This is a genomic window from Pseudomonas sp. PDM18 (assembly GCF_014852585.1).
In the GTDB taxonomy this organism is placed as follows: Bacteria; Pseudomonadota; Gammaproteobacteria; order Pseudomonadales; family Pseudomonadaceae; genus Pseudomonas.
On record NZ_JACVBX010000001.1, the window covers coordinates 565,899 to 591,854 of the forward strand.

The following is a 25,956-nucleotide window of genomic DNA, read 5'->3' on the forward strand; positions in this document are numbered from 1 at the left end:
CTACCTAGACCATGCCCTTGAGGGAACGGCGGATAAGTTCTTCGCTGGACAAGCCTTCCTCCTGCACGGCGGCCACGGCGCGGCTCGCCTCCTGGGGTTTGAAGCCCAGGGCGATCAGCGCGCTGACCGCATCGGACTCGGCGCTTGAGACTGCGGTTACCAGTCGGGGTTCCACCACCAATGGCGCGATGGAAGGAATATTTTCCCACGCCTTGAAGCGATCTTTCAGCTCCACCAGCAGGCGTTCGGCAGTCTTCTTGCCCACGCCCGGAATCTTCACCAGGGTGGAAGTATCCTGCGCCTGCACGCAACGCACCAGCTCATCAACTTCCAGCCCCGACATCAGCGCCAGCGCCAGCTTCGGCCCCACGCCATTGAGGCGGATCAGCTCGCGGAACAGCTCGCGCTCGCGCTTCTCGGCAAAGCCGTAGAGCAGGTGGGCATCCTCGCGCACCACCAGGTGGGTGTGCAGGGTCACCGGCTCGCCCAGGCTCGGCAGGCGATAGAGGGTGGTCATGGGCACTTCGAGCTCGTAGCCCACGCCGTTCACGTCGACGATCAGGTGCGGCGGTTGCTTTTCCGCCAGAGTGCCACGCAGGCGTCCAATCACGGGTGTTTGTCCTTGCTCAATATTTTTCCGGATATCACAGGCGCAGGCGGCCGCCGCGACGGCGGGCACCGACCAGGCCATGCGGTACCAGGCTCTGACGGGTATGGGCGTGGCACAGGGCGATGGCCAGGGCGTCGGAGGCGTCGATCTGCGGCTTTTGCACGAGCTTGAGCAGATGCATCACCATCATCTGCACCTGCAGCTTGTCCGCGCCGCCGGTGCCGGCAATGGCCTGCTTGACCTGGCTCGCCGTGTACTCGGCTATCTGCAAGCCCTCTTCCGCCGCCGCGACTATGGCCGCGCCGCGCGCCTGCCCCAGTTTCAGCGCCGAGTCGGCGTTGCGCGCCATGAACACCTGCTCGATGCCCATCATGGTCGGCTGGTAGGTCTGGATGACCTCGCGCACGCCACGGAAGACGATCTGCAGGCGCTCGAACAGCTCGCCGTTGCCGGTACGGATGCAGCCCGATGCCACGTATTCGCAGCCACGGCCGGTGTCGCGCACCACGCCGAAGCCGGTAATCCGTGAACCTGGGTCGATGCCTAGAATCAGGGTCATGTCCGTCCGATCAAACCTTGTCCGTAAGCTGCACTTCAAAACAAAAACCGGAAGCGGGAGGCGCCGCTGACGACCACTCCCGCTTCCGGCTTCAGACCAGCGCCGGCGGTGGGATCAGCCCAACTGGGCCATCACCTCGTCCGGGATCTCCGCGTTGGAATAGACGTTCTGCACGTCATCCAGGTCTTCGAGCATGTCGATCAGCTTGAGGACTTTCTGCGCGGTTTCCAGGTCCAGGGCCGCAGTGGTCGACGGGATCATGGTGATCTCGGCGTCCTCGCCCTTGAAACCCGCTTCGGTCAGCGCTTCGTTGACCGAGATGAAGTCGGCGAAAGTGGTGAACACGTCGATGGAACCATCGTCGTTGACCACCACGTCGTCGGCGCCGGCTTCCAGCGCAGCATCCATCAGGGCTTCTTCGTTCACGCCCGGCGCATAGCTGATCTGGCCCTTGCGCTCGAACATGTAGGCCACCGAACCATCGGTACCCAGGTTGCCGCCGCACTTGCTGAAGGCATGGCGCACTTCGGCCGCAGTACGGTTGCGGTTGTCGGTCATCGCTTCGACGATGATCGCCACACCGCTGGGTGCATAACCTTCGTAGGTCAGCTCGGCCATGTTGTCCGCTTCGCTGGAGCCCACGCCGCGCTGGATGGCGCGGTCAATGGTGTCGCGGGTCATGTTGGCGGTCAGCGCCTTGTCCACGGCCAGGCGCAGACGCGGGTTGTCCGCCGGGACCCCGCCGCCCTGCTTGGCTGCGACGGTCAGCTCACGAATGAGCTTGGTGAAGATCTTGCCCTTCTTGGCGTCCTGACGTTCCTTGCGGTGCTTGATGTTGGCCCATTTGGAATGACCAGCCATAACTCACTCCGTATCGCTTGTTTGCTTCGCACGCGGCGCCCGGTTTGCGGGCGCCGCGGCAATCTGGATCGACTTACTCGGCGGCCTTCTGCTGCTCGCGCAGGCGGATGTTGAGCTCGCGCAGGGCTTTGGCATCCACAGTGCCCGGAGCCTGGGTCATGACGTCGCCGGCGCTCTGGGTTTTCGGGAAGGCGATGACTTCGCGGATCGACGCCGCGCCGGTCATCAGCATCACCAGGCGGTCCAGGCCGAAGGCCAGACCACCGTGCGGCGGTGCGCCGTACTTGAGGGCGTCGAGGAGGAAGCCGAATTTCTCTTCCTGCTCCGCATCGTCGATGCCCAGCACGCGGAACACCGCCTGCTGCATGGCCTTGTCGTGGATACGGATGGAACCGCCGCCCAGCTCGGTGCCGTTGAGCACCATGTCGTAGGCACGGGACAGCTTGCCGGCCGGGTTGGCCTCCAGCTCTTCCGGGGTGCACTTGGGCGCGGTGAACGGGTGGTGCAGGGAAGTCAGGCTGCCGTCGTCGTTCTCTTCGAACATCGGGAAGTCCACGACCCACATCGGCGCCCACTCCTTGGTGAGCAGATTGAGGTCATGGCCGACCTTGATGCGCAGCGCGCCCAGGGCGTCGCAGACGATCTTGGCCTTGTCGGCGCCGAAGAACACGATGTCGCCATCGACCGCACCGACGCGATCGAGGATCTCGTTGAGGTTCGGTTCGGCGATGTTCTTCACGATCGGCGACTGCAGGCCTTCCACGCCCTTGGCGCGCTCGTTGACCTTGATGTAGGCCAGGCCCTTGGCGCCGTAGATGCCGACGAACTTGGTGTAGTCGTCGATCTGCTTGCGCGGCATGCTTGCACCGCCCGGAACGCGCAGGGCGGCAACGCGGCCCTTCGGATCGTTTGCCGGGCCGGAGAAGACCTTGAACTCGACGTCCTTCAGCTGGTCGGCCACGTCGACCAGTTCCAGCGGGATACGCAGGTCAGGCTTGTCCGAACCGTAGCGGCGCATGGCCTCTTCGAACGGCATGTGCGGGAATTCGTCGAACTCGACGTTGAGCACTTCCTTGAACAGCTGGCGAACCATCTTCTCGGTGATCTCGATGATGTCGCTTTCTTCGAGGAAGCTGGTCTCGATGTCGATCTGGGTGAATTCCGGCTGGCGGTCGGCACGCAGGTCTTCGTCGCGGAAGCACTTGGCGATCTGGTAGTAGCGGTCGAAGCCAGCCACCATCAGCAGCTGCTTGAACAGCTGGGGCGACTGCGGCAGGGCGAAGAAGTGACCCGGGTAGGTGCGGCTCGGCACCAGGTAGTCACGCGCACCTTCCGGAGTCGGGCGGCCGAGGATCGGGGTTTCCACGTCGAGGAAGCCGTTTTCGTCCAGGTAGCGGCGGATGCTGCTGGTGATGCGCGCGCGCAGCTTCAGTTTGGCGGCCATCTCCGGGCGACGCAGGTCGATGAAGCGATAGCGCAGGCGGGTTTCTTCGCCCACGTCGGAGTATTCGTCCAGCGGGAACGGCGGGGTTTCCGCCTGGTTCAGCACTTCCAGTTCGTGGCCCAGCACTTCGATGGCGCCGGAAGCCATGTTCGAGTTGCGCGCGCCTTCAGGGCGCAGGCGCACCTTGCCGGTGATCTTCACCACGTACTCGCTGCGCACGCGGTCGGCCTTGGCGAAGGTCTCGACGCGATCCGGGTCGAACACCACCTGGGCCAGACCTTCACGATCACGCACGTCGAGGAAGATCACCCCGCCGTGGTCGCGGCGACGGTGTACCCAACCGCAAAGAGTGACTACCTGGCCGTCCAGGCTCTCGTTCAACTGGCCGCAATAGTGGCTGCGCATCATGGTGTGTTTCGCTTCTCGAAAGTCTTGAATTCTAGGGAACCGCTCATTCGCTGGCGGAGCAGGCGCCGGCACCGCAACCGGTGGCCGGACAGGCCGCTGGGGCATCGCCGGAGGCCAGGTTCTTCTTCGCTCCGGTCTTGAAGTCGGTCTCGTACCAACCGCTGCCGCCCAGGCGGAAGCCCGGAGCCGACAACATCTTCTTCAATTCGGGAGCCTTGCAGGCCGGACAATCGACCAACGGCGCATCGCTGATCTTCTGCAGCGATTCCAGCTGATGCGCGCAGGACTGGCACTGGTACTCGTAAATCGGCATGGAACACCTTGGCTGTGTAACGCCACGGGTCCGCGTCCCGCGGCAAAGAGGCCGATTATAGCCTGAAAAATCCGCAGGTTGCAGCCGGGCTCCGGTGGCGAAAAAGCCCGCCGGGCGCACCGCCTTTTAATAGAAATGCTCAATCGATTGCCTTGATATAGACCAAGAGCTTCGCACCTTCCCCGGTGATAGCCTCGAATCCAGCGCTTTAAATCATTCATGCACGATGAGGAGATCGCCATGGACATCGATATCGGAATCGCCAAACAGGATCGCGCCGCCATCGCTGACGGCCTGTCGCGCCTGCTGGCCGACACCTACACGCTGTACCTGAAAACCCACAACTTCCACTGGAACGTCACCGGCCCGATGTTCAACACCCTGCACCTGATGTTTGAGGGTCAGTACAACGAACTGGCGCTGGCCGTCGACAGCATCGCCGAGCGTATCCGCGCCCTGGGCTTCCCGGCGCCGGGCACCTACGCAGCCTACGCTCGCCTGTCCTCGATCAAGGAAGAAGAAGGCGTGCCGGACGCCCAGGAGATGATCCGCCTGCTGGTGCAAGGACAGGAAGCCGTGGTGCGCACGGCACGCAGCATCTTCCCGCTGGCCGACAAGGTGGCGGACGAGCCGACCGCCGACCTGCTGACCCAGCGCATGCAGGTCCACGAGAAGACCGCCTGGATGCTGCGCAGCCTGCTTGCCGAGTGATCCCTCCTTATATAAGGAAGCCCGCCAGTCGGCGGGCCTTCCTTCCCCTACGAATGGCCTAAGCGGTTGATTTGAGAAGGCAAGTGGTTTGCGGTTAAATAACCGCCGTGCGTTTAGCGCATAGGCCGTCCGACACGCTTTCATTTTCTTATCCGGCGTGGAACCTGGTGACGGCTGCTTCTTTTTTCGTTACCCGCTCAAGGTGAATCCGTAGCCATGCTCAAAGTCGTCCATCTCGTGACGGGCGTTGCCGCACTCGTGCTGTCCCTTATCCCGAGTCTGCGCAGTGATGCCCTGCCCTACCTGCAACAGAGCGATGCCATTTACCTGGCTCTGCTCGGCCTGACCAGCCTCCTGCTCGCCCCGGGCAGCAACCTGAAACAGCCTTCGGCCCTGCAAGGCCTGGCCACTGCCCTGGTGGTTCTGGCCGTGGTGCTGCAGGTGCTGATCCTGCTCGCCCCGCTACCCTTCATCGGCGAACAGCCAGCCATCGTACTGCCGCTGCTGAGCCTGGCGGGCGCCGTTGTCCTGCAATGGATCGCAAGCCTGAACAAACCGAGCACCAGCATCGCCATCGAAACCTTCGCCGGCGTCGACCGCGAAACCGGCACCGTGAAGTGGTTCAACACCTCCAAGGGCTTCGGCTTCATCTCCCGCGACTCGGGCGAGGACATCTTCGTCCACTTCCGCGCCATCCGCGGCGAGGGCCACCGCATCCTGATCGAAGGGCAGCGCGTGGAGTTCTCGGTGGTGCAGCGCGACAAGGGCCTGCAAGCGGAGGACGTGATCGCCGCCCTGCCCAACCGCCGCTAATTCACGGCACCATGAAAAAGCCCGCCAATCGGCGGGCTTTTTTATTTCCGCACCTAGTTAACAGTGCGGCCTAATAGTGCGGCGGCGGAACATCATCTTCCGCCACACCAACCTGGCCCTGCAGGTCTTCCAGGCGCTTGAGCAGCGCCTGCATCTGCAGACGGGTGCGCTCGATCACCCGCTCCTGCTCGTAGACCACGTCGCTTAGGGTCTGCAGTGCGTCATCCTGAAAGGCCAGCCGGCTCTCCAGGTCCATCACTCGAGTTTCCAGATCCATCATTCACTCCTGACTGAAGCGAAAGCCATCGCCCAGCGCCATGCGAAGCTTCTCGCGCACCCGCGCCAGCTCTTCTTCTTTATAAGGAACCGCCGGATGCTTGCCCCAGACCGGCCCCGGCCAGGCGACGTCATCCTGCTTGCGCACAATTACATGCACATGCAGTTGACTGACGACGTTACCGAGATTGGCCACGTTCATCTTGTCTGCATCGAAAGTGTCCTTGAGCACTTCTGCCAGCTGAGTCGCTTCGCGCCACAACTGTTGCTGATCGGCGGAATCCAGCTGGAAGATTTCACTGACGTCTTCGCGACGCGGAACCAGGATGAACCACGGGTACTGCGAGTCATTCATCAACAGCAGGCTGCTCAGCGGGAAATCACCCAGCGCAACGGTGTCCTGCTGGAGACGGGAATCCAGGGCGAACATAAGACCTCTCCTGTTCGACGAGCCTTGTTTAAGCCTAGCTCCACGGGGGAGCCGAAGGGCGCGAAGAATACTAGAGAGCCCTTCCGGCGAACATGCCCGACCGACGCATCGCGCTGGAGCACGTCCCTTGCAGCGCCGCACCAGGATCGTGCATGGCGCGAATTGACACATCCCGACAACAGGCGCGTGCAGGAATCTGCACGGCAATCCCGGCAATCAGCAGCGAAAAACCGTTTAAACAGCTACAACTACGGGATGCCAGAAAACGACATGCGTGCTCATGGATGTTGCAAATCCCCAACGGAAGCCGTGAAATGCGTCAACGCGTCGCAAGACGAACACTGTGAAGGCGGCTCCGGGCATTTGTGCACGGTTGTTGCTAGAGGCAAGGACAGCGCACCGACGGCCACCCCTTTGGAGAAGTGGACGCGGAGGCGAGAGAACTTAAGAAGTGGTCAATGGAATAGAGAACCACAAGGACTGAAGCATCAATGAAGCAATCAGGGGGCAATCTCTTTTTGCACCATGAGAACTGCTTGAATGCGACATGCGTCATGCAGCTTTGCGACAGCCCCGTAAAGATTTTGTGTGTTCATTTGGGCAACTATCGCCAACTGAACACGCGTGCTATAAGTTAGCGCCGACAAAAAAAGAAAGAGCCGTCACCGCGGCATTAGTGATGGCGAATAATTTCAAAACCAAAGGAGCAATCACAATGAAAGTGATGAAGTGGAGCGCCATCGCCCTGGCCGTTTCTGCAGGCACCACGCAACTGGCAATGGCCGAGCCCTTCGTAGGCAATCAGGCTGACGCTAAAGGCTTTGTCGAAGACAGCAGCCTGAACTTCCTGGTTCGCAACTACTACTTCAATCGCAACAAGAAAGACGGCGCCACCGATGCCCGTGACTGGACCCAAGGTTTCTGGGCCAATTACAACTCCGGCTTCACCCAAGGCACCGTTGGTTTCGGCGTTGATGCTTTCGGCTACCTGGGTCTGAAACTCGACGGTGGCAGCGGCTACGGCGGCACAGGCAACCTGCCGGTTCATGATGACGGCGACAAGGCTGACGACTTCGGCAAGGCCGGCGCAGCTGTCAAGATCCGCATCTCCAAGACCGAGCTGAAATTCGGCGACATGCAGCCCACCGCTCCGGTGTTCGCTGTAGGCGGCACCCGTCTGCTGCCGCAAACCGCCAGCGGCTTCAGCCTGATGAGCAGCGAAATCGACGGCCTGGATCTGGAAGGCGGTCACTTCTACTCCGGTACTGGCCAGGACACCACCAACCGTGACGGTGAGATCTGGTCCCAATACGGTGGCGTTACCGCCAACAGCGCTGACTTCCTGGGTGGCAAGTACGCCATCAACGACCAGTTCTCCGCTTCGCTGTACGGCGCCAAGGTCGAAGACCTGTGGAACCAGTACTACGTAAACCTGAACTACACCCTGCCGATCGCTGACAATCAGTCCCTCGGCCTGGACTTCAACTACTACAACACCCGCGACGAAGGTTCTGCCAAGCTCGGCGACATCAGCAACAACACCTTCTCGCTGGCCGCCGCCTACACCATCAGCGCCCATACACTGACCCTGGCCTTCCAGAAAGTGAACGGCAACACCCCGTTCGACTACATCGGGATCGGCGACAACAACGCTGGCGGCGACTCCATCTTCCTCGCCAACTCCGTTCAGTACTCCGACTTCAACGGCCCAGGTGAAAAATCCATCCAAGGCCGCTACGACCTGAACATGAAAGAGTACGGTGTTCCGGGCCTGACCTTCATGGGCCGCTACATCTACGGTAAGGACATCGACGGCGACAAGATCGATCCGACCAGCCCCTACGCCAACTATGGTTATGGCCCGGACGGCAAACACCGCGAGACCAACCTGGAAGCCAAATACGTCATCCAGAGCGGCCCGGCAAAAGACCTGTCCTTCCGCGCTCGTCAGGCTTGGCACCGCGCCAACTCCGACCAGGCTGAAGGCAACATCGATGAATTCCGCCTGATCATCGACTACCCGCTGTCCGTTCTGTAATCCAGAACGAACTGCAGGTAACTGAAAAAGCCCGGCATCTGCCGGGCTTTTTTATTGCAACTTACCTACAACTTCGAACGTATCTGTTACATCGGCAATACATAAGTGCCAGTTACATGAGCAACCAACTCCTGCGGATTGCTGACCGAGTAGACAGCTACTTCGCAAACGACCTGCCGGCGCCCCAGCTTCAATATCTTCGCCTCGGCCAGCAGGTCTTCCGGCTTGGGCTTGCTGAGAAAGTTGATATTCAGGTTGGAAGTAACAGCCATCTCGACGTTATCCAGCTGCGCCAGGATCACCGCGTACATCGCCGCGTCCGCCAGTGCCATGATGGTAGGCCCGGACACCGTCCCGCCCGGTCTCACCAGCTTTCCATGGAAGGGAATCCGCGCGAAGGCGCTACGCCCTTCCAGGGCATCGATGCGGAAATCCATCTCGTCCGCCATGGGCAATCCCGCCCGGATGAACGCCTGTACCTGCGCTGCATTCAATCGACTCACACCACTCCTCCGTCTCCACCCGCCGCGCGCTGTACGCAGCCAGACCTGCACCGTACAATGCCCAGCCTATATTCCCCTTCGCAACCGACAAAACGGCCAAAGATGCGTACCAGTCAGTACCTGCTGTCCACCCTGAAAGAAACCCCTTCCGATGCGGTCGTCATCAGCCATCAGCTGATGCTGCGCGCCGGCATGATCCGCAAGCTGGCGTCCGGTCTCTACACCTGGCTGCCAATGGGTCTGCGGGTACTGCGCAAGGTGGAGACCATCGTTCGCGAAGAGATGAACGCCGCCGGCGCACTGGAAGTGCTGATGCCCGCCATCCAGCCTGCCGAGCTGTGGCAGGAATCCGGCCGCTGGCAGCAGTACGGCCCCGAGCTGCTGCGCCTGAAGGATCGCCATGACCGCGACTTCTGCGTCGGCCCGACCCACGAGGAAGTGATCACCGACCTAGCGCGCAACGAACTGAACAGCTACAAGCAGCTGCCGATCAACATGTACCAGATCCAGACCAAGTTCCGTGACGAGATCCGTCCGCGCTTCGGCCTGATGCGCGGTCGAGAGTTCATCATGAAGGACGCCTACTCCTTCCACGCCAGCCAGGACTCGTTGCAGGCAACCTACGACGTCATGTACGGCGCGTACAGCAAGATCTTCACCCGCCTGGGCCTGGACTTCCGCGCCGTGCAAGCCGACAACGGCTCCATCGGCGGCAGCGGCTCCCATGAATTCCACGTGCTGGCTGGCTCCGGTGAAGACGACATCGTCTTCGGCGAATCCACCGACTACGCCGCCAACATCGAGAAGGCCGAGGCCCTGCCCCGCGAAACCGCTCGTGGCGCCGCCAGCGAAGAGCTGCGCCTGGTCGACACCCCCGAGACCAAGACCATCGCCGCCCTGGTGGAGAAGTTCGGCCTGCCGATCGAGAAGACCATCAAGACCTTGGTGGTGCACGCCGCCGAGGAAGGCAAGCTGATCGCCCTGATCGTCCGTGGCGACCACGAGCTCAACGAGATCAAGGCCGGCAACCACCCGCTGGTGGCCAGCCCCCTGCAAATGGCCAGCGAAGCGGACATCAAGGCCGCCATCGGCGCCGCGCCCGGCTCCCTCGGCCCGCTAAACCTGCCGCTGCCCTGCATCATCGACCGTTCCGTCGCGCTGATGAGCGACTTCGCCGCCGGCGCCAACGTCGACGACAAGCACTACTTCGGCGTGAACTGGGAACGCGACCTGCCGGTACCGGAAGTCGCCGACCTGCGTAACGTCGTCGAAGGCGACCCGAGCCCGGACGGCAAGGGCACCCTGATCATCCGCCGCGGCATCGAAGTCGGTCATATCTTCCAGCTCGGCACCAAGTACAGCGAAGCCATGAAGCTCTCCGTACTGGGCGAGAGCGGCAAGCCGGTCACCCTGATCATGGGCTGCTACGGCATCGGCGTATCCCGCGTGGTCGCCGCCGCCATCGAGCAGAACTACGACGACCGCGGCATCCTCTGGCCGGCCGCCCTGGCGCCCTTCCAGATCGCCATCGTGCCGATGAAGTACGAGAACGAAGCCGTGCGCGCCGCCACCGACAAGCTCTACGCAGACCTCACCGCTGCCGGCTTCGAAGTGCTGCTGGACGACCGCGACAAGAAGACCAGCCCCGGCGTGAAGTTCGCCGACATGGAGCTGATCGGCATCCCGCACCGCATCGTCGTCAGCGAGCGCGGCCTGGACGAAGGCACCCTGGAGTACAAGGGCCGCCGTGACGCCGAGTCGCAGCCTGTCGCCCTGTCCGACCTGCAAGCCTTCATCACGGCCAAGATCCGCAACTGAGCAGAGCGATGTCCACCGGAAGTACCACAAGCCTCGCGGCTGCCGCCCTGTGCGGCAGCCTCCTGCTGAGCGGCTGCGCCAACCAGCTGTCGCAACGCAGCGAGCATGAAGAGCGAGTCGAGCGCAAGCTGCTCGACCACAGCCTGCAGATCGACGTGGGCACACCGGGCACCCTGGAACTGCCGCAGCGCCGCATCCGCGTGCAGGAACAGAAGACCTTCGAAGTCACCGAGTTCGAGGTGACCCGTCGCTACGACCGCTACACGCCGTATCAGGGCTGGCGCAAGGTGTATGAAATGCCGCTGGGCATTGTCGCCTTTGTCGGTGGCATCGGCGCCAACGTGGTCAACGTGTTCGCCCTCGGCAACCTGCCTGAAAGCGTCACCCGCGGCTGGATTCGCTATGGCATCGACGGGATGAATCCGTTCATGAACGTCGAGTCCAACGGTCGCGCCGAGCAGAACCTGGCATCGATCGACGAGAAGCAGCGCGACAAGCGCACCGAGTACTCCAGCCTGCCATGGTCGGAGCGCCCGGTGACGGTCACCGCCGGCAATAACTCCCAGGAGCTGCTGACCGACCGCCACGGTGTGCTGCGCCTAAACCTGCTGGAAGGCCCTTTCAGCGACGACGAGGTCAGCCGCATCGGTCGCTTGCAGTTCAGTGTCCAGGACCCTTCGGACGACACCCGTGCCGACGCCAGCCTGCTGGTCAGCCGCTCGCTGCGAGGCAAGCTGCAGGAAGCCCACGCACTGATCTACGACGACCTGGAAGGTGACGACGTGCACCACTGGGTACACCGGGTGAAACGCCTCTCCGACCTCGGCCTGGAAGAGGAAGCGAGTGAGCTGGAACAGAGCCTGATCGAGCTGACCCGCAACGATCCGGAGCTGCAGAAGGAATTCCTCCACAGCCTGATGACTGACGCCGGTCGCCTGGCAGCAGACCCCGGCGTCAGCAACTGACGTCTAGCGGCGAACGATGAAACCGGTGATGCCCTGAGGCGTCATCGGCTTCAATTCCACCGCAGTCACCTTGGCTTTCACCGGGCCGCGCGCCAGCCACTTCTCCAGCTCGCGCACAGCATCTTCCTCACCTTCGATCAACAACTCGACGCGCCCGTCCTCGAGGTTGCGCACCCAGCCATCGATCTCCAGCCGATCTGCCTGTTCCTGGGTGCTCTGGCGGTAATAGACGCCCTGCACCTTGCCGCTGATGTAGCCGTGCAGACAGATTCTCGCCATCACTGCCCCTCCTCGCGCAGTGCGCTCAGCCGCGCCTGCAGGCCGGCGGCGGTCTGCTCACCAAGCAACTGCTCGCGCATTTTGCCTTCAGGGTCGACGATATAAGTGACAGGCAACGCTTCGCTGCGCGGCAGGCTGAAGCGCGGTGCAGGGTCGTCCGCCAACACGGTGTACTCCACGCCCAGGTCCTGCGAAGCCTTCACCAGGTCCGCGTCGCGCAGCCCGTCGAAGTTCACCCCCAGCACCCGGAAGCCCTTCGTCTTGCCCTCCGCCGCCAGGTGATTCAGCTCGGGAATTTCCCTGCGACACGGCGCACACCACTCGGCCCAGTAATTAATAACTAGCCACTGGCCATCTACGCTCGCAGCGGGTACTTTCTGTCCATGCTGATCGGTGCCATAGTCCGCCGAACAACCGGCCAGGATCAGGCCGGCCATCAAGCCCAACACAATACGGAGCCGCACTCCCATGCCTTCAATCCTCGTGTATGCGGGGTGGTCATGATGCTCGATGCCCTGCGTCTGGAGGTGCCGGACATCCTCGAAGAAGACGCCGAGGCAATGAGCAACCTGGCGGCCAGGCTCCAGGAATCGCGGCAGCAGCCCCTGCAGGAAGGTTTGCAGAGGGCCCTGGGCACGCTGTTCCGCCTCAACCGATGCGCGCTGACCTTACTGGAAAGACAACGCGCCCTGCAAAGCCTCAGCGAAGAATACCGGCATTACGAACGACTCATCCGCCAGGAAAAGACGCCGCCGGCACTCTTCATGCACTTCTGCAGCGAACTGGCCGCCGGCTTCAAGCGCCTGCTGCTGCAGATCCTCAATGGACACAAGCCGTCGCGCCCACACATGGCATGGTGCCTGTACATGGCGCAACACTTTCTCGCCCAGGCCCTGCTGCGCCATTACCAGCAATACCAGCAGCCACCGGGCAGCCTTTGGCGCGACAGCCACCTGCTGTACTGGATCGGCGAGCATCAGGACTGCCTGGACGAGCCCGTGGCCGCAGCCTTCGATCCGGTACCAGCCGGCACTCTGCGTGGGCTCTATCAGCAAATCCTCCTGCTGGCCCTGAGCAACCCCTTCCATCTGACCGAGGGCGAGGCGCCGCAACTCTTCAGCGCACTGGCGCCACTGGCCGCACTAGGCCGACTGCTGGCCTGGGACGATGAGGAACAGGAGGGCTTCGTGGTCGACCTGGGCTCGGACCAGCCCTGTCTCGCCGTCGAACAGGTCGCCAACGCACCGGCCGAACAACTGCGTCGCCTGGAACTAGGCGCGCTGCTAATCGCCCTGCACGACCCGGCGCCATTGCGCCATCTGGACGAGGGCGTGCTGCTCGAGCGCGTTCGCCACCATTGGCTCGGACACCAGACGCGCCGTCATGAACGTGCCGAACAGAAGGGTACCTGCCGCGTCGTCGTCGGCCTTCCGGCTATCCAGCAGCACCTGCTGGACAGTGCGGCCAACCGCTGCCGGGAAGCGACACTGATGGACGCCAGCGCGGGCGGCGCACGCATCCTCTGCACCGGCCAGCAGGCCGGGCAACTACCGGTCGGCCAGTTGCTGCTGATACCCGGTAACGCAGGCACGCCAACCCTCGCCGTGGTGCGCTGGCGACACCTCAACAACGAAGGGCTGCACCTCGGCCTGCGCTACCTGAAGGGGCTTCCCCGCCCTGTCTGGTTGCGCCGCGCACCTGACGCACAGCGTCACCCCGGCGTCCTGCAGAGTACGCCGGAACCGGGCAATGGCTGGTATCACGGACTTTGGGTAGCCCAGGGACAGTTCGTCGAAGGCGAGAACCTGTGGCTGCAACTGGCCAGCTTCGACAACCAGACCATCCTGCCGCTGCCCATCGCCAACCTCAGCACGCCATTGGTAGCTCGCCATCCACTGCGCCTGGCCTGATTATCGAATTTGGGAGAGATGTCACAGGCAAGACCGGCAGTAAGCCCGGAATGCCTGAAAGCCTCCTCCCTATAATTCGAACGCTCGTCCCGACTCTCGGGACCACTCTCGCTCGCCGATCATTCAGCGGCCTTCAGAATGCGACTGGCGCCACGTACGCCAGCCTCCATCGATAGGACAGCCCGATGCAGCCTACAGACCAGCTTGTCAGCAAGGTTCCCAGCCATATCGTCGCCAGCGCGCGGCCGGCCAATGCGGCCAATGGGGGACGACTGGCCGACTTCAATGTCGCGGTCTGGCTGCATTTGCCCGGGGTGGCGGAACTGCCGGTGACGCTGCTGCTCAGCTACCGAGATGGCGAGCGCAGCCGGGAAGTGGTGATCGATCACGGCACGGTCAACAAGCAGAGCCGCATTCTGCTGTCGGGCGTGGCGCGCCTGGCGTTTTCCCTGCGGATCGAGGAAGCGCAGATCAAACTGCGCGCGGCCATCCCCGTGTCGCGGGTGATCGCCGAGGAAGTCTTCGTGCAGGCGGTGGAACAGCAGGCCGGCGCAACGCGCCCAGTAGCCACCAGCCTGTGAAGATTCAGCCCAGCTGACGCACCAGCGTGTCGTCTTCCGACGGCTTTACTGCGGCGGGTTCGGCAGCTTCCTGCGAGACGGACGGCAGGAGCGATTCGGGCCAACTGCTGAAGTGCAGACCAGTAATTCTATTCAACCGCTCCAGGGCGCTCGTCAGATCGCGCTGGTGCAGATGTACTACGTTGCTCTGGTCTTTTTTCATGGATTCACTGGCCTTGGAGGAACTTCTGAAGGACTCCTGTGTCCTGAATCCTTCATAGCCAGAACTGTGCCAATTCTGAAATAGCCAGAAATGGCGCATTTCTGAAGTGGTACAAAGCCGCCAAAGCATCAGATTCGCCGCAAACTGACGTTTTGCGTCACTCGGAATGTGACGGCTTCAACCATTTCGCCAAACTGCCACCGAACAGCTCCTGACGATCCGACTGGTAGCGCGCCAGCGTTTCCCGTAGTTCCGAGTACCAGGGCTCGTCCAACTCCGCCGGCAGCGCTTCCAGGCAAGGCAGCGGCCAGGGGCTGCGGTTGAGGAGGTGATGCAGGCTGTAGCTGCCCAGGTCGCGGCACAGCACCCAGGCAGCGGTTGCCGAGCCGGCACGGCAGACCAACTGCTCGCCCTCGAGGAAATCCAGCACCTCTTCCCACTCATCTTCGGGCAGCAGCCAGCCAGCACGATGCAGATGCACCAGACGCGTCGGCAGGCCATGGCGCTGACGGTCGAAGAACACCCGCAGCACGCCGAGTATCACCAGCAAACGCGGCATTGCCCGACGACGCCAGAGACGGGTCGAGGACAGGTTGCAGACCAGTTCCGCGCCAAACAGCACGATCAGCCATGACAGGTAGATCCACAGCAGGAATAGCGGCACCGTGGCGAATGCGCCGTAGATCAGCTTGTAGCCGGGGAAGAAACTCACGTAGAAGCCGAACAGCGACTTGGCCGCTTCGAACAGGATGGCGGTGAAAACGCCGCCGGCCAGAGCATGCAGCACCGGAACCCGCGCGTTGGGCACCGCCGCGTAGATCAGCGTGAAGGCCGCCACGCTGGCCAGCAGCGGCATGAATTTCAGCAGCATCGCCGCTCCCGGCAGCGCGTGGGGGCCGGAGAGCAACGACAGTGAAGTGATATAGGTCGACACCGCGAACCCCGTACCCAGCAGCAGCGGACCCAGGCTTAGGATCGCCCAGTACAGCAGGAAGCGCGTCACGCCGCGGCGCGGCTGGCGCACGCGCCAGATAGCATTGAATGCCTTCTCGATGGTCACCAGCATGGTGAAGGCGGTGACCGCCAGGAAAGCCACGCCCAGCCACGTCAGATGCCGCGCCTGCACGGTGAAGTTGCGCAGGTAGGCCTCGACCGCCTCGCCGGTGGACGGCACGAAGTTGCGGAACACGAACAACTGGATGCGCTCCCCCATGCCTTCGAAGGCCGGAACGGCCGAGAGCATGGCGAAGGTCACGGTCATCATCGGGACTACCGCGAACAGCGTGGTGTAGGTCAAGGCTGCGGCGCTATTGGGCGCTTTGTCGGCGAGGAAGCGCTGGACCAGATAGCGGCCGAATTCGACCAAGCCCTGCAAGCGTTCGTGCATGAAGTGTCCTTTGGCTGCACTGAAAAAACCGTCCTCGTAGATCGCGGCGAACGACAGCGGTTCAGTCCAGTCCGAGGAGGCGGTTAGAATAGCCGCCACTTCATCGGCCTTGCGAGTCCCGGCACATGAGCCAGATTTCAATTTTCCACAATCCGCGCTGCTCCAAATCCCGCGGCGCCCTCGAATTGCTCGAAGCGCGCGGTATCCAGCCGACCATCGTTCGCTACCTGGAAACCCCGCCCAGTGCCGCCGAACTCAAGGCACTGCTCGGCAAGCTGGGTATCAGCGCGCGGCAGCTGCTGCGCACTGGCGAGGACGAATACAAGGAACTGGACCTGGCCAACCCGGCGCTGGGCGATGACCAACTGATCGCGGCGATGGCTGAACATCCCAAGCTGATAGAACGTCCGATCGTCATCGTCGGCGACAAGGCAGTGATCGGCCGTCCGCCGGAGAAAGCGCTGGAGATCCTGCCTTGAGCGCGCCCTATATCCTGGTCCTGTACTACAGCCGCCACGGCGCCACCGCCGAAATGGCCCGGCAGATCGCCCGCGGCGTCGAGCAAGGCGGCCTGGAAGCCCGCGTGCGTACGGTGCCGGCGATTTCCACCGAGTGCGAAGCGGTCGCCCCAGACATCCCGGCCGAAGGCGCCCTGTACGCGACCCTGGATGACCTGAAGGACTGCTCCGGCCTCGTCCTCGGCAGCCCGACCCGCTTCGGCAACATGGCCGCGCCGCTCAAGTACTTTCTCGACGGCACCAGCAGCCTGTGGCTGACTGGCGGCCTGGTGGGCAAGCCGGCGGCGGTGTTCACCTCCACCGCCAGCCTGCACGGCGGCCAGGAGACCACCCAGCTTTCGATGATGCTGCCGCTGCTGCACCACGGCATGATCATCACCGGCATCCCCTACAGCGAGCCCGCCCTCCTGGAAACCCGCGGCGGCGGCACGCCTTATGGCGCCAGCCACTTCGCTACGGCCGACGGCAAGCGCAGCCTGGACGAACACGAAATCACCCTGTGCCGCGCGCTGGGCAAGCGCCTGGCCGAAGTTGCCCGCAAACTGGAGAGCTGAATGGCCCGCAAGAACAAACCGCTGCCGCCCATGGAATGGCTCAAACCCCGGCTGGCCGCCAGCCGCGCGGTGGCCCTCGGCAGCTTCATCGGGCTGATCCTGCTCATCGTCATCTGGGACGTGCTGTTTGCCGACGCCCACGGTGGCGCGCACTGGGTACCGTGGGCCTTCCTCGGCTTCAAGCTGCTGCCGCTGCTGGTGGTGGCGCCGGGGATCCTGATCGGCAGCGCGCGCGGCCACGCCTGGGCGTGCTACGTGATCAACCTGTACTTCATCCTCGGCGTACTCAACGCCTTCGATCCCAACCACGCCATCTTCGGCTGGGCGGAGATCATCCTCAGCGTATCGCTGTTCTGTTCGGCGCTGATGTATACGCGCTGGCGCTTCCAGTACGACCGCAAACTGGCCGGCGAGGACCAGGAACCTCAGCAGGAAGCGACGAGCGCCTGATCGGAAACCGCGAATTGGGGAAACCGGGGCTTACCAGCCCATGGTTTCCTTGAGGAAGGGAATGGTTAGCTTGCGCTGAGCCTGCAGTGAGGCCTTGTCCAGCTCGTCCAGCAGGTCGAAGAGGAACTGCATGCTGCGCGCACCGCGGGTGAGGATGAAGCGTCCCACTTCGTCGGTCAGGTGCAGGCCCCGGCGCGAAGCGCGCAGCTGAAGGGCGCGCAGCTTCTCGTCGTCGGTCAGCGGGTGCAGCTGGAAGATCAGCGAGAGGGTCAGGCGGGATTTCAGGTCCGGCAGCTTCACCCCCAGCTCGCGCGGCGACACCGAGGCCGACAGCAGCAACTTGCGACCGGAATCGCGCAGGCGGTTGAACAGGTGGAACAGCGCCTCTTCCCACTCGCGCTTGCCGGCCAGGGCGTCGAGATCATCCAGACACACCAGCTCGCGCTGTTCGAGGTTGTCGAAGATTTCCGGACCGTAGGCCACCAGGTCGGCCATCGGCAGGTAGACCGACGGCTCACCCAGTTGTTCGGAACGAATGCAGGCGGCCTGCAGCAGGTGGCTGCGACCCACGCCTTCAGCGCCCCAGAGATAGATCAGGCTTTCCGTCCACCCCGCCTCGGGCTCGCACAGACGCTCGACATAGCCGAGCGCCGCGGCGTTGGCACCGGGGTAGTAGTTGGCGAACGTTGCGTCATCGCGCAGACGTACGCTGAGTGGGAGCTGCATAGGAGTCATGCCGGGCCGGCGTTTCTTCAATCGCTTGGGGTGGGCCTTGGTGACTGAAAGTTTATCCAAATCAGAAGGATAACGCAGCTACCATGTGCGACTCAGAGCCACCGGGGGCGGGAAGCGGGACTTTGCCCGCTTCCAGGGCGCTGATCACCAGTGGAAGCGCAGGGTGTTCTGTGCCGGCACCGCCGCGTTCGGCACCGGTTGGCCATTGGCGTCGACTGCCGGTTGCGCCGGCTCGGCCGGGGCTTCCTGCAGGCGAGCCAGCGCCAGTTGCGCGCGCAGTTGCTCGGCGCTGGCAGTCACTCGGTAGACGAGCTTGTTACCCTGCACCTCCACCAGCTTGGCACCCATCGGCTCCAGCAGGCGGGAAACCTCGGCGTAACGGGCCAGGTCGGCGCCCTCGATCTGCAGGACCTGGGCCGAAGCCGAGCCTGCCGAACCGACGAAACGCTGCGACAGACGCTGCGACACACCGAGCATCACCGCATCGGCCAGCGCGTCCGGGGTGTCGCCCTGGGCCTGGCCCTGTTCACGGCTGTCGCCCATCCACACGCGCCACGTGGCGGTCCACTTGCCGTCGGCTTCCTTGGCGTCCACCGCCAGCAGGGCATCGGCGCCGTAGCGCTCGGAGGCAGCTTTCAGCGCATCAGGCTGGGCGGCGTTGAGGTTCTCGGGGGTGCCGACCTGCTGTTCGCTAAGGTCGGCCATCGGCAGGCGCAGGGGCAGGCCGCGGCGCTGGGAAGCGCGGTTCAGCGGCGCGGAGGCTTCCTGGCTATCGCCGACCAGGCTGCTGCCGCTGGCGCTTTCATTCAGCCACCAGGCCAGCACGCTTGGGCGGCTGGCACCCCAGACCGGCAGGCCAGCCTGGCGCAGGGCGTTGTCGGTGGCGGTCGGATCGAAGTCCACCACCAGCGCCATGGGCGGGCCGTTCTCGAAGCCGTACTGGCTGATGAGCTGCTGCGGGTCCTTGAAGTAGCCGGCCAGCGCCGGGCTCTGTGCGGCGGAGGCGTTGCCGGTCAGGCGCAGCACCAGTGTCTGCAGGGCGCGGGTCAGGCCGGCATTGCGCTCGTCCGGCTGCTGGGAAGCGACCGGTTCGTGCACCTGGTACAGGTTGCCCAGCGTTTCAGCGAAGGACGGCAGGCTGAACAGCGACAGGCAGAGGATCAACAGGCGGGCGGTCAGGCGCATGGCGGGCTCTCGCGGCAAAAACGAAGATGCCAGCGTGCAACGAGCTGGCAAGGAAGGCCTATACCTTAAACAGCCGTCCGGCCAGCGGCAACAGCGCGAGATGGCCGCTGCCGGGCAAGCCTGATAAAATCCCGCGCCTCCCGCGCAGGCCGGGAAGCGCGAACGGCGCACCCGGCGGCAAGACGAATCATCCCTTCTATAGGCCTGGATTTATGAGCAACAAGCAACCCTCGTTGAGCTACAAGGACGCCGGTGTGGACATCGACGCCGGCGAAGCCCTGGTCGAACGCATCAAAGGCGTCGCCAAGCGCACCGCGCGTCCGGAAGTCATGGGCGGCCTGGGTGGCTTTGGCGCTCTGTGCGAAATCCCGGCCGGTTACAAGCAGCCCGTACTGGTCTCCGGTACCGACGGCGTCGGCACCAAGCTGCGCCTGGCGCTGAACCTGAACAAGCACGACAGCATCGGCCAGGACCTGGTCGCCATGTGCGTCAACGACTTGGTCGTGTGCGGCGCCGAGCCGCTGTTCTTCCTCGACTACTACGCCACCGGCAAGCTCAACGTCGACGTTGCCGCCACCGTGGTCACCGGTATCGGCGCCGGTTGCGAGCTGGCCGGTTGCTCCCTGGTCGGTGGTGAAACCGCCGAGATGCCGGGCATGTACGAAGGCGAAGACTACGACCTGGCCGGCTTCTGCGTCGGCGTGGTGGAGAAGTCCGAGATCATCGATGGCTCGAAAGTAGTCGCCGGCGACGCCCTGATCGCCCTGCCCTCCTCCGGCCCGCACTCCAACGGCTACTCGCTGATCCGCAAGATCATCGAAGTCTCCGGCGCCGACATCGAAGCCACCCAGCTCAACGGCAAGCCCCTGGCCGACCTGCTGATGGCCCCGACCCGCATCTACGTGAAGCCGCTGCTGCAGCTGATCAAGCAGACCGGCGCGGTCAAGGCCATGGCCCACATCACCGGCGGCGGCTTGCTGGACAACATCCCGCGCGTCCTGCCGGACAACGCCCAGGCCTTGGTTGACGTGGCCAGCTGGCAGCGCCCGGCGGTCTTCGACTGGCTACAGGAAAAAGGCAACGTCGACGAGACCGAGATGCACCGCGTGCTGAACTGCGGCGTAGGCATGGTCATCTGCGTTGCGCAGGATCAGGTCGAGGCTTCCCTGAAAGCCCTGCGTGACGCCGGCGAGCAGCCGTGGGTCATCGGCCGCATCGACGCTTGCGCCGCCGACGCCGAGCGCGTCGTCCTGAACAACCTGAAAGGCCACTGATGTCCACACCTTGCAATGTCGTAGTGCTGATTTCCGGCTCCGGCAGCAACCTGCAAGCCCTGATCGACAGCCTCGCCGGCGCTGACACGCCGGCGGTGATCCGCGCGGTGATCTCCAACCGCGCGGACGCCTACGGCCTGGAGCGTGCGCGCAAGGCCGGCATCGAGACTCGCTTCCTCGACCACAAGTCCTACGCCGACCGCGAAAGCTTCGACGCCGCGCTGATCCAGGCCATCGACGGCTTCGACGCCGACCTGGTGCTGCTCGCCGGCTTCATGCGCATCTTGAGCGCGGACTTCGTGCGCCACTACCAGGGTCGCCTGCTGAACATCCATCCGTCCCTGCTGCCCAAGTACAAGGGCCTGCATACCCACCAGCGCGCGCTGGTGGCTGGCGACGCCGAGCACGGCTGCAGTGTGCACTTCGTCACCGAGGAACTTGATGGCGGTCCTCTGGTCGTACAGGCGGCAATCCCGGTAGAGTCTGACGACACGCCGGAAACGCTGGCGCAGCGCGTTCACGTGCAGGAACATGTGATCTATCCGCTGGCCATGCGCTGGTTCGCCGAAGGCCGAGTGAGGCTGGGCGAACAAGGCGCCACGCTGGATGGGGAGCTTCTGCCCGCATCCGGCCATTCGTACCGAACCTAGGAGATTCGTGATGCGTAGAGCCCTGCTGTTCCTGATGGCTGTACTGACCTTGCCGGCCCAGGCTTTCGACCTGAAGCCGTTCGAGGCCAGCTACACCGCCGACTGGAAACAGATGCCGATCAGCGGGACCGCCTCCCGCAGCCTCAAGCAAGGCGACGGCGGCCGCTGGGAACTGGATTTCAAGGCGTCCATGCTGCTTGCCAGCCTCACCGAGATCAGCACGTTCAAGGTCGAGAACGACACCTACCTGCCGCTGACCTACCGCTGGGCCCGCGAAGGCCTGGGCAAGAACAAGCAGACCGAGCTCGATTTCGACTGGGCCGAGAAGCAGGTGCTGGGCAGCGACCGTGGCGACCAGGTGCGCCAGCCGCTGAACAAGGGCCAGCTGGACAAGTCCACCTACCAGCTTGCGCTGCAGCATGACGTGGCCGTCGGCAAGAAGGCCATGAGCTACCAGGTGATCGAGGGTACCGATACCGATACCTACGACTTCCGCGTACTCGGCGAAGAGAAGGTCCGCACCCAGGCCGGCCTGATCACCGCAATCAAGGTGGAGCGCGTGCGCGACCCCACCAAGAGCAACCGCAAGACCATCCTCTGGTTCGCCAAGGATTGGGACTTCCTCCTCGTGCGCCTGTACCAGCAGGAGTCCGACGGCAAGGAATACCAGATCATGCTCAAGGAAGGCACCGTGGGCGGCAAGGCCGTCCAGGGCGAGAAAGGCTGATCCTTCAGCGCACAAGAAAAAGCCGGGCAGATGCCCGGCTTTTTTGTGCCTCGAAACCCTGGTCGGTGAATCAACCTTCGTTCGACGGCTTGCGCTTGAAGCGGCGAGCGATCCAGCCGATCGCCAGGGCCGGGATGATCCACAGCTTCTTCACCAGGACCAGCAGGGTCGCGAACAGACCGACCTTGGCGGCGACCTTGCCGGCGATCAGCGCACCCAGGCCATAGGCGGCGACCTTGTCGACGCTGGGGTTGAAGTCGACATAGCGGCTGCCCGGATTGAACTCGGTCATCGCCAGCACCTTGCTGACGTTCTTCTCGATTTCCGGCAACTGCTCCATGCCCGCGACGAAGTTCAGCACCAGCACGCCTTTGCGGCCCAGCGCGCGGATGTTGTAGTTCAGCGTGTGTTCCTTGGCGTCGCCGAACTGCAGCTCCTTGGCCCAGTACAGCTTCTTCTCCGCGGCGTCATAGCGCGGCGGCGCGGCCCAGCCGATCAGTTGGATCGCCTCGAAGCCCTGCTGCTCGCGCTGCGGATTGGCTTCCTTGAGGTCGTCCTGCATGTCCTTGAGCATCTCGGCGTAGTCGATCTTCGCCGCATCCTCGTCGGAAACGTAGCCGCTCTCCTCGTACTGCACGGTCACCGCCCAGGACTCGGCAGCGAAGGGCGAGACTCCGGCCGGCATCAGCATGCCCAGCGGCGGTTCGGAACTAGGCGGGTTGCCCCAGGCTTCGAGGACGCGCTCGGCATCCTTGCTGTCGAGAAAGACGAAGTTGTCCGGGAGGTCGAAGGTCGCGAGGTTGTCGCCCACTACCACCTTGCCCTTCTGGAAGTGCAGGCTGGCGACGAAGGTCTCGGGCGACATTTCCTCGTCCGACTCAGCGGCAGACGCGGTGGCAGCCGCCGCGGGGGCTTCGCTCTGGTTGGAGGCGGCGGGTGCGGCGAATGCCGGCGTGGCGACGGCCTGCGCGAGCAAGGCAGCCAGGAAGAGGGCTTTGCCATCCATAGGGTGAATCTCCTGAATCGTATCCATGACATCGACGGCCAACTGCTGTGTCGCCGGCCTCGAATTGTCGCACTCCAATGTCGGACCTGTAACAGAAAATTTCCTTTCCACCTGCGCTGGCGCACAAAAAAACCGGGCATCAGCCCGGTTTCATCGAGCGCGGCAAACCGTCAGGGCTGGCTAGCGATAGCCTTCTCGATCGCCGCCTGCAGTTGCGGATCATCCGGCTTGGTCAGGCTGGAAAACTGGGCCACCACCTTGCCCTGGCGGTCCACCACGTACTTGAAGAAGTTCCAGCGCGGCACCTGGTCGGCCTGCTGGGCGAGGTCCTTGAACAGCGGGATCGCCTCGTCGCCGCTGACGTGCTGCACCGCCGTCATGTTGAAGGTCACGCCGTAGTTGCCGTAGCAGACCTTGGCGGTCTCGGCGGCGTCAGCGTCTTCCTGCTTGAAGTCATCGGAGGGCACGCCGAGCACTTCCAGGCCCTGCCCCTTGTACTTCTGGTAGACCGCCTCGAGGCCCTTGAACTGCGGAGTGAAGCCGCAGTGGCTGGCGGTATTCACCACCAGCAGCGGCTTGCCGGCGTACAGCTCGCAGAGATCGAGACTGTCCTTGGAGCGCAGCTTGGGCAGTTCACCCTGGGTCTTGAGCAGCGCCGGGCAGTCGGCGGCCTGTGCGGCCATCGGCAGCAGCAGGGTCAGGGCGAGTAGGGAAAGATGTGGGCGCATCGTGGGAATCCTCCGGTGATCAGGCCACGCTACCGCGCGCGCCACCTATCAGCAACTGCCCATACCCAGTTGCATCAGCACCAGCCCACCGCGCTGCCAGCCCCACCAGGCCAGAGCGGCCAGCGCCAGGCCGAAACCCAGCACCAGCGCCATCACCAGCGAGCGCTTCACGCCGCTCCCAGCGCGGCACGCTCGACCGGACGCTCGCGCACCGGCCAGTTCAACAGGCCGGCCAGCAGGCTGAGGAGGATGGAAATCTGCCAGACCAGGTTGTAGTTGCCGGTGTGGTCATACACGTACCCCCCCAGCCAGCCGCCGAGGAAGGCGCCGACCTGGTGAAACAGGAAGGTGATGCCGCCGAGCATCGACAGGTTGCGCACGCCGAACAGAGTGGCGACCGTGCCGTTGGTGAGCGGCACGGTGGACAACCACAGCAGCCCCATGGCGATGCCGAAGGCGTAGGCCGTCCAGACGCTCAATGGCGTCCAGATGAAGGCGACGATCACTACCGCACGCAACAGGTACAGGCCAGTGAGCAGCCTAGGCTTGCTCATCTTGCCCCCCAGCCAGCCGGCGATGTAAGTGCCGAACACGTTGAACAGCCCCACCAGTGCCAGCACCGTGGTGCCGACCGTCGCGGGCAGGTGACGGTCCACCAGGTAGGCCGGCAGGTGCACGCCGATGAACACGACCTGGAAGCCGCAGACGAAGAAGCCCAGGGACAGCAGCCAGAACCCGGAATGCCCGGCCGCCTCGCGCAGCGCCTCGCCGAGGGTCTGCTCGTGGCCCTGCACTGGCAACGGCTTATCGCGCATCAGCGCCGCCAGCGGCACGATCAGGGCCACCAGCAGGCCTAGCGCCAGCAGCGCGGCAGACCAGCCCAGCCACCCGATCAGCCCGAGGGTGCCCGGCAGCATGGCGAATTGGCCGAAAGAGCCGGCCGCCGCCGAGATACCCATGGCCATGCTGCGGCGCTCCAGCGGTACCGCGCGGCCGACTGCGCCCAGGATCACCGAGAACGACGTGCCTGACAGGCCGACACCGATCAGCAGGCCAGCACTCATGGACAGGCTGAAGGCCGAGTCGGAGTAGCCCATCAGCACCAGGCCGACGGCATAGAGGATGCCGCCCACCAGCACGGTACGCATGGCACCGAAGCGGTCGGCGATAGCCCCGGTGAACGGCTGGGCGATACCCCAGATCAGGTTCTGCAGAGCGATGGCGAAGGCGAAGGTCTCGCGCCCCCAGCCGAATTCGGCGCTCATCGGCGCGAGGAACAGGCCGAAGCCATGGCGGATGCCCAGGGACAGGGCGAGGATCAGGGCGCCGGATACCAGTATCCAGAACCCCGTGCGCGACAGCTTCGACATCGGTTGCTCCTACACGGGTATATACCCGCTTTTATTCGTTCTTCTAGACAGTACGCAGGCAGCGGCTAGCTCTCCAGCGCGGCCAATTCATCCAGCAAGGTTTCCAGCTGACGGCGCTTTTCATCGCCCAGGTGCGCCGCCACATCCTGCTGCGCCGCGTCCCAGGCATCCCGTCCGCGCACGATGCGTTCGAGCCCGGTCGGTGTCAGCACCACGATGCGATTGCGCTGATCCTCGCCCTCTTCCAGCTTCACCAAGCCTTCGGCCTCCAGCGGCTTGAGATTGCGCCCCAGCGTGCTGCGGTCCAGGCCCATGGCATCGGCCAGCTCGGAGATGCTCGGCTGTTCCAGCCGTGAAAGGTGCCGCAGCAGGGAGAACTGCGCAGTGGTCAGCCCGACGCCCCTCAGGGCATCGTCGTAGACGCGGGTCACGGCACGGGCCGAGCGGCGCAGTTTGGTGCAAAGGCATTGGGTCGTCAGCATGGATACGTGTATATACCCGCAACTCCCGCTCGGTCAATGGCCGGCGCGACTGATTGTCCCATCTGGCCTATTGTCCCAACTGCCAGTGCGAGGCGTTGGCGCAGCCAAGGGCACCACCGCGCCCCGGCCGTATAACTGCGGTCATCCAGCCCCGCGCTTTCGACGGGGC

The 25,956-nt window shown here is 63.6% G+C and carries 32 protein-coding genes and 1 pseudogene; 14 read left to right on the forward strand and 19 right to left on the reverse strand.

Annotation, left to right across the window (positions count from 1 at the left end):
• Positions 1–4 precede the first annotated feature (4 nt).
• From ruvA to IB274_RS02770, 5 genes are all read right to left on the reverse strand, one after another.
• The gene (gene ruvA, locus IB274_RS02750; RefSeq protein ID WP_192430551.1) at positions 5–610 is read right to left on the reverse strand and encodes a Holliday junction branch migration protein RuvA; all 606 of its coding nucleotides are present in this window, start codon (positions 608–610) and stop codon (positions 5–7) included.
• A gap of 34 nt (positions 611–644) precedes the next feature.
• A complete protein-coding gene (ruvC, locus tag IB274_RS02755) occupies positions 645–1,169 on the reverse strand; it encodes a crossover junction endodeoxyribonuclease RuvC (RefSeq protein WP_192430552.1) in 525 nt (174 codons plus the stop codon).
• A 114-nt stretch (positions 1,170–1,283) separates the two neighbouring features.
• Positions 1,284–2,030 (reverse strand): YebC/PmpR family DNA-binding transcriptional regulator, encoded by a 747-nt coding sequence (locus tag IB274_RS02760; protein WP_192430553.1) that lies wholly within the window; start codon positions 2,028–2,030, stop codon positions 1,284–1,286.
• A 73-nt stretch (positions 2,031–2,103) separates the two neighbouring features.
• Positions 2,104–3,882 (reverse strand): aspartate--tRNA ligase, encoded by a 1,779-nt coding sequence (gene aspS, locus IB274_RS02765; protein WP_024763363.1) that lies wholly within the window; start codon positions 3,880–3,882, stop codon positions 2,104–2,106.
• A 43-nt stretch (positions 3,883–3,925) separates the two neighbouring features.
• Entirely contained in the window at positions 3,926–4,195 is a 270-nt protein-coding gene (locus tag IB274_RS02770) for an FmdB family zinc ribbon protein (protein ID WP_017522110.1), read from the reverse strand.
• Positions 4,196–4,435: 240 nt separating this feature from the next.
• Between IB274_RS02770 and IB274_RS02775 the strand changes: the two genes are divergently transcribed.
• The 3 genes and pseudogenes from IB274_RS02775 (at position 4,436) to IB274_RS02780 (ending at position 5,719) form a co-directional block, all read left to right on the forward strand.
• Positions 4,436–4,906 carry a Dps family protein gene (locus IB274_RS02775; RefSeq protein ID WP_017522111.1) on the forward strand — a complete coding sequence of 157 codons (471 nt, stop codon included), beginning with the start codon at positions 4,436–4,438 and terminating at the stop codon, positions 4,904–4,906.
• Between the two features lie 216 nt (positions 4,907–5,122).
• Positions 5,123–5,386, forward strand: a pseudogene (locus IB274_RS29910) (cold shock domain-containing protein membrane protein); the annotation flags it as partial.
• 93 nt (positions 5,387–5,479) lie between these two features.
• The gene (locus tag IB274_RS02780; RefSeq protein ID WP_192430913.1) at positions 5,480–5,719 is read left to right on the forward strand and encodes a cold-shock protein; all 240 of its coding nucleotides are present in this window, start codon (positions 5,480–5,482) and stop codon (positions 5,717–5,719) included.
• Positions 5,720–5,789: 70 nt separating this feature from the next.
• Here the strand turns inward: IB274_RS02780 and IB274_RS02785 are convergent, their stop codons facing one another.
• Together IB274_RS02785 and IB274_RS02790 are read right to left on the reverse strand one after the other, a co-directional pair.
• Positions 5,790–5,996 (reverse strand): SlyX family protein, encoded by a 207-nt coding sequence (locus tag IB274_RS02785; protein ID WP_192430554.1) that lies wholly within the window; start codon positions 5,994–5,996, stop codon positions 5,790–5,792.
• A gap of 3 nt (positions 5,997–5,999) precedes the next feature.
• Positions 6,000–6,425: an HIT family protein gene (locus IB274_RS02790; protein ID WP_138215296.1), complete on the reverse strand. Its 426-nt coding sequence runs from the start codon at positions 6,423–6,425 to the stop codon at positions 6,000–6,002.
• Between the two features lie 715 nt (positions 6,426–7,140).
• Between IB274_RS02790 and IB274_RS02795 the strand changes: the two genes are divergently transcribed.
• Positions 7,141–8,463 carry an OprD family porin gene (locus IB274_RS02795; RefSeq protein ID WP_192430555.1) on the forward strand — a complete coding sequence of 441 codons (1,323 nt, stop codon included), beginning with the start codon at positions 7,141–7,143 and terminating at the stop codon, positions 8,461–8,463.
• An 86-nt stretch (positions 8,464–8,549) separates the two neighbouring features.
• On the opposite strand, the gene IB274_RS02800 is transcribed toward IB274_RS02795, so the two are convergent.
• Positions 8,550–8,957, reverse strand: coding sequence for a PaaI family thioesterase (locus tag IB274_RS02800; protein WP_139791665.1), 408 nt, complete (start codon positions 8,955–8,957; stop codon positions 8,550–8,552).
• Between the two features lie 111 nt (positions 8,958–9,068).
• Between IB274_RS02800 and IB274_RS02805 the strand changes: the two genes are divergently transcribed.
• Together IB274_RS02805 and IB274_RS02810 are read left to right on the forward strand one after the other, a co-directional pair.
• Positions 9,069–10,784, forward strand: coding sequence for a proline--tRNA ligase (locus IB274_RS02805; RefSeq protein WP_192430556.1), 1,716 nt, complete (start codon positions 9,069–9,071; stop codon positions 10,782–10,784).
• Between the two features lie 8 nt (positions 10,785–10,792).
• Entirely contained in the window at positions 10,793–11,749 is a 957-nt protein-coding gene (locus IB274_RS02810; protein ID WP_192430557.1) for a hypothetical protein, read from the forward strand.
• A gap of 3 nt (positions 11,750–11,752) precedes the next feature.
• On the opposite strand, the gene IB274_RS02815 is transcribed toward IB274_RS02810, so the two are convergent.
• Entirely contained in the window at positions 11,753–12,028 is a 276-nt protein-coding gene (locus IB274_RS02815) for an acylphosphatase (RefSeq protein ID WP_192430558.1), read from the reverse strand.
• Positions 12,028–12,498, reverse strand: a complete 471-nt coding sequence (locus IB274_RS02820; protein ID WP_192430559.1) for a TlpA disulfide reductase family protein — start codon at positions 12,496–12,498, stop codon at positions 12,028–12,030. The genes IB274_RS02815 and IB274_RS02820 overlap by 1 nt, the downstream gene beginning before the upstream one ends.
• 30 nt (positions 12,499–12,528) lie before the next feature.
• Here IB274_RS02820 and IB274_RS02825 point away from each other — a divergent pair, with 30 nt between their 5' ends.
• Positions 12,529–13,938, forward strand: a complete 1,410-nt coding sequence (locus IB274_RS02825; protein ID WP_192430560.1) for a PilZ domain-containing protein — start codon at positions 12,529–12,531, stop codon at positions 13,936–13,938.
• 185 nt (positions 13,939–14,123) lie between these two features.
• Complete coding sequence (locus IB274_RS02830; protein WP_192430561.1) at positions 14,124–14,519, forward strand: hypothetical protein; 396 nt, start codon at positions 14,124–14,126, stop codon at positions 14,517–14,519.
• A 4-nt stretch (positions 14,520–14,523) separates the two neighbouring features.
• On the opposite strand, the gene IB274_RS02835 is transcribed toward IB274_RS02830, so the two are convergent.
• Together IB274_RS02835 and IB274_RS02840 are read right to left on the reverse strand one after the other, a co-directional pair.
• Complete coding sequence (locus tag IB274_RS02835) at positions 14,524–14,721, reverse strand: hypothetical protein (protein WP_192430562.1); 198 nt, start codon at positions 14,719–14,721, stop codon at positions 14,524–14,526.
• A 157-nt stretch (positions 14,722–14,878) separates the two neighbouring features.
• On the reverse strand, positions 14,879–16,108 hold the full coding sequence (locus tag IB274_RS02840; RefSeq protein WP_192430563.1) for a YihY family inner membrane protein: 1,230 nt from the start codon (positions 16,106–16,108) through the stop codon (positions 14,879–14,881).
• 125 nt (positions 16,109–16,233) lie between these two features.
• On the opposite strand from IB274_RS02840, the gene arsC reads away from it, so the two are divergent.
• From arsC to IB274_RS02855, 3 genes are read left to right on the forward strand one after another with little or no spacing between them, the layout of a single operon-like run.
• On the forward strand, positions 16,234–16,587 hold the full coding sequence (gene arsC, locus IB274_RS02845) for an arsenate reductase (glutaredoxin) (RefSeq protein ID WP_192430564.1): 354 nt from the start codon (positions 16,234–16,236) through the stop codon (positions 16,585–16,587).
• Positions 16,584–17,180: an NAD(P)H:quinone oxidoreductase gene (gene wrbA / locus IB274_RS02850; RefSeq protein ID WP_192430565.1), complete on the forward strand. Its 597-nt coding sequence runs from the start codon at positions 16,584–16,586 to the stop codon at positions 17,178–17,180. Before arsC ends, wrbA begins: the two co-directional genes overlap by 4 nt.
• The gene (locus tag IB274_RS02855; protein ID WP_192430566.1) at positions 17,181–17,630 is read left to right on the forward strand and encodes a DUF2069 domain-containing protein; all 450 of its coding nucleotides are present in this window, start codon (positions 17,181–17,183) and stop codon (positions 17,628–17,630) included.
• A gap of 30 nt (positions 17,631–17,660) precedes the next feature.
• Here IB274_RS02855 and hda read toward each other — a convergent pair whose 3' ends face one another.
• Both hda and IB274_RS02865 read right to left on the reverse strand, forming a co-directional pair.
• Positions 17,661–18,365, reverse strand: a complete 705-nt coding sequence (gene hda / locus IB274_RS02860; protein WP_024764559.1) for a DnaA regulatory inactivator Hda — start codon at positions 18,363–18,365, stop codon at positions 17,661–17,663.
• A 144-nt stretch (positions 18,366–18,509) separates the two neighbouring features.
• Entirely contained in the window at positions 18,510–19,550 is a 1,041-nt protein-coding gene (locus IB274_RS02865) for a DUF2066 domain-containing protein (protein WP_192430567.1), read from the reverse strand.
• Positions 19,551–19,762: 212 nt separating this feature from the next.
• Between IB274_RS02865 and purM the strand changes: the two genes are divergently transcribed.
• Genes purM through IB274_RS02880 form a run of 3 tightly spaced genes read left to right on the forward strand, consistent with a single transcriptional unit; the run spans position 19,763 to position 22,201 of the window.
• A complete protein-coding gene (gene purM, locus IB274_RS02870; protein WP_192430568.1) occupies positions 19,763–20,824 on the forward strand; it encodes a phosphoribosylformylglycinamidine cyclo-ligase in 1,062 nt (353 codons plus the stop codon).
• Positions 20,824–21,474 (forward strand): phosphoribosylglycinamide formyltransferase, encoded by a 651-nt coding sequence (purN, locus tag IB274_RS02875; protein WP_192430569.1) that lies wholly within the window; start codon positions 20,824–20,826, stop codon positions 21,472–21,474. Before purM ends, purN begins: the two co-directional genes overlap by 1 nt.
• A gap of 10 nt (positions 21,475–21,484) precedes the next feature.
• On the forward strand, positions 21,485–22,201 hold the full coding sequence (locus IB274_RS02880; protein ID WP_192430570.1) for a DUF3108 domain-containing protein: 717 nt from the start codon (positions 21,485–21,487) through the stop codon (positions 22,199–22,201).
• A 70-nt stretch (positions 22,202–22,271) separates the two neighbouring features.
• On the opposite strand, the gene IB274_RS02885 is transcribed toward IB274_RS02880, so the two are convergent.
• The 5 genes from IB274_RS02885 to IB274_RS02900 form a co-directional block, all read right to left on the reverse strand.
• Positions 22,272–23,207: a DUF2167 domain-containing protein gene (locus IB274_RS02885; RefSeq protein WP_192430571.1), complete on the reverse strand. Its 936-nt coding sequence runs from the start codon at positions 23,205–23,207 to the stop codon at positions 22,272–22,274.
• Between the two features lie 170 nt (positions 23,208–23,377).
• Positions 23,378–23,935 carry a glutathione peroxidase gene (locus IB274_RS02890; protein ID WP_192430572.1) on the reverse strand — a complete coding sequence of 186 codons (558 nt, stop codon included), beginning with the start codon at positions 23,933–23,935 and terminating at the stop codon, positions 23,378–23,380.
• A gap of 48 nt (positions 23,936–23,983) precedes the next feature.
• Positions 23,984–24,106: a hypothetical protein gene (locus tag IB274_RS29805; RefSeq protein WP_263866328.1), complete on the reverse strand. Its 123-nt coding sequence runs from the start codon at positions 24,104–24,106 to the stop codon at positions 23,984–23,986.
• Positions 24,103–25,296, reverse strand: coding sequence for an MFS transporter (locus IB274_RS02895; protein ID WP_192430914.1), 1,194 nt, complete (start codon positions 25,294–25,296; stop codon positions 24,103–24,105). The genes IB274_RS29805 and IB274_RS02895 overlap by 4 nt, the downstream gene beginning before the upstream one ends.
• 74 nt (positions 25,297–25,370) lie before the next feature.
• Complete coding sequence (locus IB274_RS02900; protein ID WP_192430573.1) at positions 25,371–25,787, reverse strand: MarR family winged helix-turn-helix transcriptional regulator; 417 nt, start codon at positions 25,785–25,787, stop codon at positions 25,371–25,373.
• Positions 25,788–25,956 lie beyond the last annotated feature (169 nt).